Source organism: Luteibacter sp. P4_D7_3 (genome assembly GCF_056401735.1).
In genome coordinates this window covers 1-8,203 of the sequence record NZ_JBFUIT010000178.1, presented here as the reverse complement: position 1 = coordinate 8,203, position 8,203 = coordinate 1, and the positions used below count along the sequence as shown (strand labels likewise).

Sequence of the window (8,203 nt, the reverse complement as noted above, 5' to 3'; positions counted from 1 at the left end):
ACCCCTGGGTGCGTGCCAGTGAGGCCGAGCACGAATACGGCATCACGCCCATGGCCGACCCGGCGCATGGCGCCTATGACGCCGTGGTCGTCGCCGTGGGCCATCGCGAATTTGTCGCCTTGGGCGCCACAGGCATCCGCGCCTTCGGCAAGGCCGATTCCGTGGTCTACGACGTCAAGTACGTGCTGCCGCGCGATGCGGTGGACGGACGGCTTTGACCGCGGCCTCTCCAGCATGAAAGTCCTCGTCACCGGCACGGCTGGCTTCATCGGTTCGCACGTTGCCATGCGCCTGCTCGAGCGCGGCGATGAAGTGATCGGCTTCGACAGCATGTCGGACTACTACGACGTGGAACTGAAGAAGGCACGGCTGGCGCGTTTCGCCAACCAGCCGGGCTATACCCATATCCACGCCGATCTCGCCGACCGCGACGCCGTCGAAAACGCCTTTGTCACGCACAAGCCGCAACGGGTGGTAAACCTCGCGGCGCAGGCCGGCGTGCGTTATGCCGCGGAGAATCCGCACGTCTACATCGCCAGCAATGTCACCGGCTTCCTGCACGTCCTCGAGGGCTGCCGTCGTCACGGCGTGGAGCACCTGGTCTTCGCCTCGACCAGCTCGGTTTACGGCGCGGATACGCGTATGCCCTTCTCCGAGCACCAGCCGACCGAACATCCACTGACGCTCTATGCCGCCTCGAAGAAAGCCAACGAACAGATGGCGCACAGCTACGCGCATCTCTACGGCGTGCCCTGCACCGGCTTGCGCTTCTTCACCGTCTACGGCCCCTGGGGCCGCCCRGACATGGCGCTGTTCCTGTTCACCAGGGCGATCCTTGCCGATGAACCTATCCAGGTGTTCAACCATGGTCATCACAAGCGCAGCTTCACCTATGTCGATGACATCGTCGAAGGCGTATTGCGCACGCTGGACCAGATACCCGAAAAGAATGTGAACTGGTCGGGCGACCGACCCGATCCGGGCTCCAGCGGCGTTGCGCCCTACCGTATCTACAACATCGGCAACGAAAAGCCGGTGGCGCTCATGCAGTACATCCGGGTGCTCGAGAAATGCCTTAATAAAACGGCACGCATGGAAATGCTCCCCCTGCAGGCCGGTGATGTACCCGACACCGAAGCCAACGTTTCCGCCCTGGTCCAGGCCACCGGCTATCTGCCCAAGGTGGACGTCAGCGAGGGCGTGGGCAAGTTCGTGGATTGGTATCGGGGTTACTACCGGGCGTAGGACTCGCCGCACAACAAGAACAACAACAACACACGACTCACGACGCTGGGAGATACACCCCGTGATCATCGACTACCTCGACAGGTCGGCCGCTGCCGACTATCAGGCGGATCTCTGTGTCATTGGCGCGGGCCCTGCCGGCATCGCGATTGCACGGTCCTTCATCGGCACCTCGACCACGGTCTGCCTGATCGAAGGTGGCGGCCTCACTGGCGAGGATCGCAGTCAGTCGCTCTACGAAGGAAGCTCCGCAGGGAGCACCCCATTCGACGCCGGCACCTCGCGCATGCGCGTCTTCGGGGGAAGCTGCACGCTTTGGGGTGGTGGCTGCATCCCGCTGGCCAATACCGATCTCGAGCCGCGCGACTGGGTGCCCGATAGCGGCTGGCCGTTGCGTTATGCCGACCTCGCACCGTGGTACGCGAAGGCGCGTGAGTTCTGCCAGATCGATCCGGAACACGCGTTTCGCCCCGGAACGTTCGACGGGCYGACGCCGCGAGTCCCGCTCGATCTCGACGCCGAGGCCATGGTCAATTTCATCTTCGCGCGCAGCCCGATCACCTTCGGTGACGCATACCGCGACGCCCTCGGCCAGGCGGCCAATGTCACCGTGCTGCTGCATGCCAACGTGATGGAACTGCGCGCGAGCGAGAACGCGACGACGGTAACCGACGCCACGATCGGCTCGCTCGACGGGCGGCGCGGGCACGTGCGTGCGCGGCATTACGTACTGGCCGCGGGCGGCATCGAAAACGCGCGCATACTGCTGCTCTCCGACAGTGTGGCGCCGAAGGGATTGGGGAACGATCGCGACCTTGTCGGCCGCTACTTCATGGACCATCCCAGCGGTGCGATCGGCAGCATCCGGTCGGAACACCCTGACCGCCTCACCCGGCCCTACGAGCGCACGATAGGCAAGATACGCGCATCGGTCGCCTCGGAAATCGGCCTTTCACCGGCAGCCCAACGCGAGCACCACACCCTCAATGCGCGCGTCCATCCGTTCGCGGTGGAGGGTGACGTACCCCGCGGCATCCGCGCCCTGCGCGATGTACGCGCCGCGTTGCGCCCGCCGGCGCGCGATGAAGCCACCTTGCTGGAAGCGCGCCTTTCAGCAGCCCTGCAGAACGGGCCCGGCGGTGCGGCAGCCATCGCCATGCCACAGAACCTTGCGATCAGTGCGATGCGACTCGGCCTGCACATCGGTGATGTCATCCGCGCGGTGGCTTCAAAAGTGAGCGATCGTCCCACGGTGGGCAGCGATCGCGTGGAGCTCGTCGGCTTCTTCGAGCAGGCCCCGAATCGCGACAGCCGTGTCACGCTCGACGACACGCGCGACGCACTGGGCCTGCGCCGTGTCCGCGTGGACTGGCGCCTCACCGAACTCGACCGGCATACGCATCGCGTACTCGGTGCATTGACGGGCGATCGCCTGGCGCAGGCCTGCGCGGGACGGTTCGATGCCGCTGCATGGACAACCGACGTCGATGCGCCTTCGGAAGTGCACGGCACGGCGCACCACATGGGCACCACGCGCATGGCCGAGGACGCGACACAAGGCGTCGTCGACACCCAGGGCAAGGTCCACGGCGTCGCCAATCTTCATGTCGCCGGCAGTTCGGTGTTCCCCACCGGTGGTTGGGCATTCCCGACCTTCACTCTGATTGCGCTGAGTCTTCGTCTGGCGGAACAACTGCGTGTGTTGTTGAGCGTCGCCGAGTCCGGCCTGTAACGCTGGTGTTACAGGGGGGCGATACACCGATGCATCAGGCGGCCGTTTGGCCTAGCCGTGCGACGACCGGAAGTGCAATCGACAGAACGTGCCCAGGTTTCTAGCCTCCATGTATCGACACGYTCGGACAACGTGCGGAGGGGAACACGATGATCCGTCTTTTCAGACAGCCGATCGTTCGCTGGCTTATCCTGATGGGTGCCTGTGAACTGCTGTTGCTGGCCGCCTCGCTCAACGTCGCGACCTATATCCGGTTCGCCCCATCGCCCGACGACCTCGCCGCATCGACACAGACACTGACCGCGCGTGCGGTGATGTTCGCGGCGGTGATCTTCCTGGGCATGGCGGCACTCGGCGAATACCGCTCCACGTTGCGCATGAGCTGGCGGGGCCAGCTCGCACGCCACGCCATCGCCTTCGTGCTGGGCGGTCTTGCCCTGGTGGTCGGCTACTACGTGATTCCGCAGGCCTATGTCGGTCGCGGCGTGCTCGGCATGGCACTGCTCATCGCCTTCGTCGCCACGGCGGCCTTTCGCGGCCTGTTCATGCGACTGGTAGAGATGGAGTCGCTGAAGCGGCGCGTGGCGGTGCTAGGCGCGGGACAACGCGCCGCGCAGATCCACAACCGCATGCGCCGTCGGTCGGACCGTCGCGGCTTCTGCCTCATCGGCTACCTGCAAGGCCCGAACGAAACCGTCATGGTGCCCGAGAACCTTCTCCTGGCGCGCGATGAATCCTTGGCCCAACTCGCGCGTCGCGAACACCTCAACGAGATCGTGGTCGGCGTGGACGATCGCCGCGGCAGCCTGCCGATGGACGACCTCCTCGCCTGCCGTCAGCTCGGCGTGCAGATCACCGACCTGACGACCTTCGTCGAGCGCGAGGCGGGTCGTGTGCAGCTGACCATGCTCGACCCTTCGTGGCTGGTTTTCTCCGGCGGCTTCAACGCATCACCGGCGGCTGTCTTCCTGAAACGTAGCTTCGACATCGTCGCTTCGCTCGCGATCGCCCTGCTCTGCTGGCCAATCATGCTTGGCGTGATGCTTTTCATTCGCGTGGAGTCCGGACGCGGCCAGCCCATTTTCTACCGTCAGGAACGCGTCGGCGAGCATGGCCGTCCCTTCTGGCTCTACAAGTTCCGCAGCATGCGTACCGACGCCGAGATGGACGGCGTGGCACGTTGGGCAAAGAGCAACGACGACCGGATTACGCGCGTCGGCCGGATCTGCCGCAAGCTACGCTTCGATGAGCTGCCGCAGCTGTGGAATGTGATCCGTGGCGACATGAGCATCGTCGGTCCGCGCCCGGAACGTCCGCAGTTCGTGTCGGACCTGGAAACGAAGATCCGCTATTACAACCTGCGCCACAGCATCAAGCCGGGTCTCGCCGGCTGGGCGCAACTGAGCTATCCCTACGGTGCTTCCGAGGAAGACGCCGCGGAGAAGCTCAAGTACGACCTCTTCTACGTGAAGAACCACAACCTCTTCCTCGACATGGTGATCCTGATCGAGACGGTCGAGGTGGTGTTGTTCGGCCGCGGAGCGCGCTAAGGCGTGGATGCCATGCTGACGGTTTCGGTCGCGGCATCGTCGTCATCCGTGCCGCCGACGGGAATCAGCGACCATGCGATCACCGCGACAATCACCAGCGCGGCAAGCCAGAGCCAGCGAGTGCGCCATGCCCGCAGGGGCGTTTCCTCGAAGCGTTCGTCGCCACCCTGCGTGCCGGAAGCAGCGACGGCCGCGGTGGGCAGATCGTTCTCGACATATACGGCGGCTTCCGTGCTATCCGCCACTAACACGGCAGTACGCGGTAACGCCGCCGCGCCGGGCAAGCGCCCATGACGCCGGTGGAATTCCATCGCCGCGCTGTATTGAGCCGTAAGGCGCTGAAGACGCGCGGCGGCGAGGGTGTCGGCGCGGCTGCCGCGACGGCGATCCGGATGCCAGGCTGCAACGTGTCGCCGGTAGGCCTGCTTGAACTCGGCCAACGAGCAGTTCGGCTCCAGGCGGAGCTTGCCGTAAAGGTCGAGAAAGTCGGTTTCATCGGCCACCGTGCGGCTCCCCTGTCGCGACGTGCACGACGTATCGTCGTGCGAACCGTCGCCCGGCCAAGGGTGGCCCACGCCCGGACACCTTGCAAGTACAACTTTTGGAGAGGGCCGATGCGCCAGGCACGCCGATTCATGCTGGCAGGGCTCCTGCTCGGAGTATCTGTGATGTCGTTCGCCACCGACGCCCCACCCCCCTCCCTCGGCGCCCACGTCTTCCTTGGCCAGGGCGAGGGTCTGGGCGTCAGCCCTGCCGTGACGCCGGCTGTGGACACCCAGGCAACCGGAAGCGTGTTCGTCGTGTTCAACGCGGGCTACAGCAACAATGACAGCCCACCGGTCGATAGCTACGGAAACCGGTGGAAAGCCTTGGGCCACCCCCTCACCTATGCCGACTATGGGGATCGATTCGATGTCCGCGCCTATGTGGCCGTGGCGGGAAAAGGTGGTCCCGCGCACACGGTTTCCATTGCCAAGCCCGGCGAGCCCAAAGGCGAACTATCCCTACCCTTCGTCGAAGTGCGCAACGCATCGCGCGTACAGGCCTTTGCGCAGAACTACGCCGACAAGGCACTCATCGTCGCCAGTGACGACATCACCGTCGATGGCCCGGCGACGCTACTGGCTTTCTGGTGGGGCGACGGTGGCGTCAAGAGCATGACGGCAACACCTGGCGACGGCTTTCAACTCATTGATGCCTTCGTGCAGCTACCCGACGAAAGTGGCGTCCAAGGCGCGGTGGCCTGGCGTCAGGTGAATGCCGCAGGTACCTATCGCGTGCATTGGACCGTCGCACCCGTGCAAGGTGCCGCCCTCTGGATCATCGCGATCCGCTGAGCGGCTGTCCGATTTCGGACGTTCGTGAGTGCTGACGGATCGCCTGCGGCCCTTTCGCGTCGCCGCTCGATTCAAATGACGGACAACATGAGGTCGATACCTGTCACGGTACCTGTCCGAAATCGTACGTTGGCGCCTACAACCATCGACCTATTTTCTTCGCAATTACATGGGATTAGCTTTGGCTCCCGACACCCAGGGCCGCGGCGAGTCGAAGGAAACGCCACGGAATATGCAGGGAGCAAGGCCGCTTCAGTCTGCGCAGGGACGCCAAGGGCACGGACGCCTCAGACTGAGCACGAACGCGCAAGGGACGCTGGATGCATAGAGCGCACCTCGCACGCGGCCCCGCGGTGTCGACCAACGAGAAACCCACTCAGAACGTAACGCGAACCCCCACGTTACCTGCCCAACCCCGCATGCCATAGCTRCCGACGAAGTGCTGGTACGTGCCTTCACCGAAAACCTGAACGTGCTCGCCCAGCTGGCTGACCGCACCCGCAGCCACCTTGTACGCATTGCCCACGCGCCCCGACCCGAAGCGATCGGCAAGGCCCCAGTCCGCACTGGACACGTCCGCGCTCGGGTCGCCGTTGCTCGTATGCGTGAGATCGAGGTTGGCGTACGGCATGAATACCGGGTTGGCAGTGCGCATGAGGCGTGCGCCCACCGTCGCACTCGTCTGCTTCGCGGTACCCAGGCGGACGTCCAGTCCATCGCCGTCGGTGAAGTCGCGGAAATTCAGTGACTGGTGCTTCAGCTGGAAGCGTGGCTCGACGGTCCATTCGTTGCCCAGCGCAAACGGCATGCCAGTCTCGACCGACATGATCCAGCCATTCGCACGCACCGTGCCGACGTCACCGCCCCGCAGGTCCGTGCCGACATCACCACGGTAGCGCGTGGAACCGAGCACACCGTCGACCCACAGGCCGCCGCCATGCTGCCAAGTCATCCAGGCAGACATGCCATTGGCGTTGTACTTCGCCGAGCTGTTGCCGTCGGCTGCCTTGGGTGTGACACGCGTCGTGCCGTGGTCAGCTGCCCAACCCGCGCGCAACGTGCCGTTGTCGCCATCGAGCGCGATGAGGCTGCCGCCGACCTGCAATGCGTTGACCTGCTGGTCGAAGTCGTAGCCGTAGCGCTGGAACGACAGGTTCGACGTGTACCCGACGATGGCGCTCAACGACACGGTCACGCTGTTCCTCGACGGCACCGCCGGCGATGGCACGCCCGTGCGTTACCAGGCCGACCGGCAAGTCACCACGGTCAGGCCACTCAGCCTCACCGTTGCGCAGGTCGATATCCTGAAATTCCTCGATGGACGGATCGATGGCTATTACCGCGTCGTCCCCTACAGCACGCGCCGCCGTGCTTTCATCCGCGCCCTGCAGGAACAGGAGTCGGCGCATCTGGATCTGCGTGTGCGCCGCGGCAGTGCCGAACAGCCGTTGCCTGCGCCCGTMGTGAAAGACGACAAAGGCAGCCTCATCGAAAACGGCGGCTTCCTCGACCCGGCGAGCACGGAAGCTGTGCTCCAGACGCCGCTTTACGACCGCATCGCCAAAGGCGACGAGATCACCTATCGCTGGGTCGGCATCGTGTCCACCCGCACGCAGACTTACAAGGTCGCCGATGCGGCCAAGCCACCGGCCGACTATGCGGGTCGTGACTTTATTGTCCAGAACACCGGCGGCAACGTGGTTGTCAGCTATAGCGTGCGCCGGCTGGGTACGGGCGTGACCGTGCCATCGGCGACCGTGACGTTCCAGATCGACGTAGTGGTGCCCTTCGAGATCGACACCTCGCTCCTCACCTTGACCGATACCAACCCCACGCAAGGCCACCAGGCCAGCGGTGGCGTGCCACCGTATCTGTACAAATCAATCGGCCCCAACGTCAAGGTCACCGACGCCACAAACGGCATCATCCAGGCCATCAACAACGGCCGCGCGGAGATCATGGTGAGCGACAGTGCAACACCGCCGCACTACGGAACATATCCGGTCGCCGCGCAGGTTGGAAATATCCATGACTTCTCACTAGACCCGGCGGCTACCATTCCCGTTGGCATGTCGAAAGATTTCGGCCTCGTAGCCGTTGGCCCCGTACCGCCGCTCTTCGACGTCAGAACCGATGGGTCGGCACTAAGGATCAATACCTCGAATACCTCGCAGACGGACAACTTGAGCTTTCAATGCAAAGAAGGGACGGCACGGAACCAACACTTCTTGACCATCGAATTTTCTGACGTGTCAGGTCGGGTCAAAGTCACATACCTAAATAGTATGGGAGCGCCAGGTGAATATATTCTTGACCAAGGCTCCTCGACCTTCCAATTG

7 protein-coding genes and 1 pseudogene are annotated in these 8,203 nt (G+C 63.9%); 6 read left to right on the top strand and 2 right to left on the bottom strand.

From position 1 onward, the window contains the following. The 4 genes and pseudogenes from AC1DSN_RS14735 to AC1DSN_RS14720 form a co-directional block, all read left to right on the top strand. Window positions 1-218 (top strand): annotated as a pseudogene (locus tag AC1DSN_RS14735) (Vi polysaccharide biosynthesis UDP-N-acetylglucosamine C-6 dehydrogenase TviB); the annotation flags it as partial. Window positions 219-234: 16 nt separating this feature from the next. Next, on the top strand, window positions 235-1,245 hold the full coding sequence (locus tag AC1DSN_RS14730; protein WP_477296359.1) for an NAD-dependent epimerase: 1,011 nt from the start codon (window positions 235-237) through the stop codon (window positions 1,243-1,245). A gap of 61 nt (window positions 1,246-1,306) precedes the next feature. Next, on the top strand, window positions 1,307-2,977 hold the full coding sequence (locus AC1DSN_RS14725) for a GMC oxidoreductase (RefSeq protein ID WP_477331342.1): 1,671 nt from the start codon (window positions 1,307-1,309) through the stop codon (window positions 2,975-2,977). Window positions 2,978-3,126: 149 nt separating this feature from the next. Next, a complete protein-coding gene (locus AC1DSN_RS14720) occupies window positions 3,127-4,527 on the top strand; it encodes a TIGR03013 family XrtA/PEP-CTERM system glycosyltransferase (RefSeq protein WP_477331340.1) in 1,401 nt (466 codons plus the stop codon). Here the strand turns inward: AC1DSN_RS14720 and AC1DSN_RS14715 are convergent. Continuing rightward, a complete protein-coding gene (locus AC1DSN_RS14715; RefSeq protein WP_063572855.1) occupies window positions 4,524-5,030 on the bottom strand; it encodes a J domain-containing protein in 507 nt (168 codons plus the stop codon). The genes AC1DSN_RS14720 and AC1DSN_RS14715 overlap by 4 nt on opposite strands. Before the next feature lie 165 nt (window positions 5,031-5,195). On the opposite strand from AC1DSN_RS14715, the gene AC1DSN_RS14710 reads away from it, so the two are divergent. After that, window positions 5,196-5,864 (top strand): hypothetical protein, encoded by a 669-nt coding sequence (locus AC1DSN_RS14710; protein WP_213947635.1) that lies wholly within the window; start codon window positions 5,196-5,198, stop codon window positions 5,862-5,864. A gap of 376 nt (window positions 5,865-6,240) precedes the next feature. On the opposite strand, the gene AC1DSN_RS14705 is transcribed toward AC1DSN_RS14710, so the two are convergent. Further along, the gene (locus tag AC1DSN_RS14705; RefSeq protein WP_477297602.1) at window positions 6,241-7,059 is read right to left on the bottom strand and encodes an autotransporter outer membrane beta-barrel domain-containing protein; all 819 of its coding nucleotides are present in this window, start codon (window positions 7,057-7,059) and stop codon (window positions 6,241-6,243) included. On the opposite strand from AC1DSN_RS14705, the gene AC1DSN_RS14700 reads away from it, so the two are divergent. Further along, the coding region (locus AC1DSN_RS14700; RefSeq protein WP_477331338.1) for a hypothetical protein at window positions 7,037-8,203 on the top strand (1,167 nt) is incomplete at its 3' end. The two genes, AC1DSN_RS14705 and AC1DSN_RS14700, sit on opposite strands and share 23 nt — an antisense overlap.

Bases quoted from the DNA above. Each gene is read 5' to 3' on its own strand.
- AC1DSN_RS14720 (WP_477331340.1), top strand. From the start codon at position 3,127: ATGATCCGTCTTTTCAGACAGCCGATCGTTCGCTGGCTTATCCTGATG.
- AC1DSN_RS14710 (WP_213947635.1), top strand. From the start codon at position 5,196: ATGTCGTTCGCCACCGACGCCCCACCCCCCTCCCTCGGCGCCCACGTC.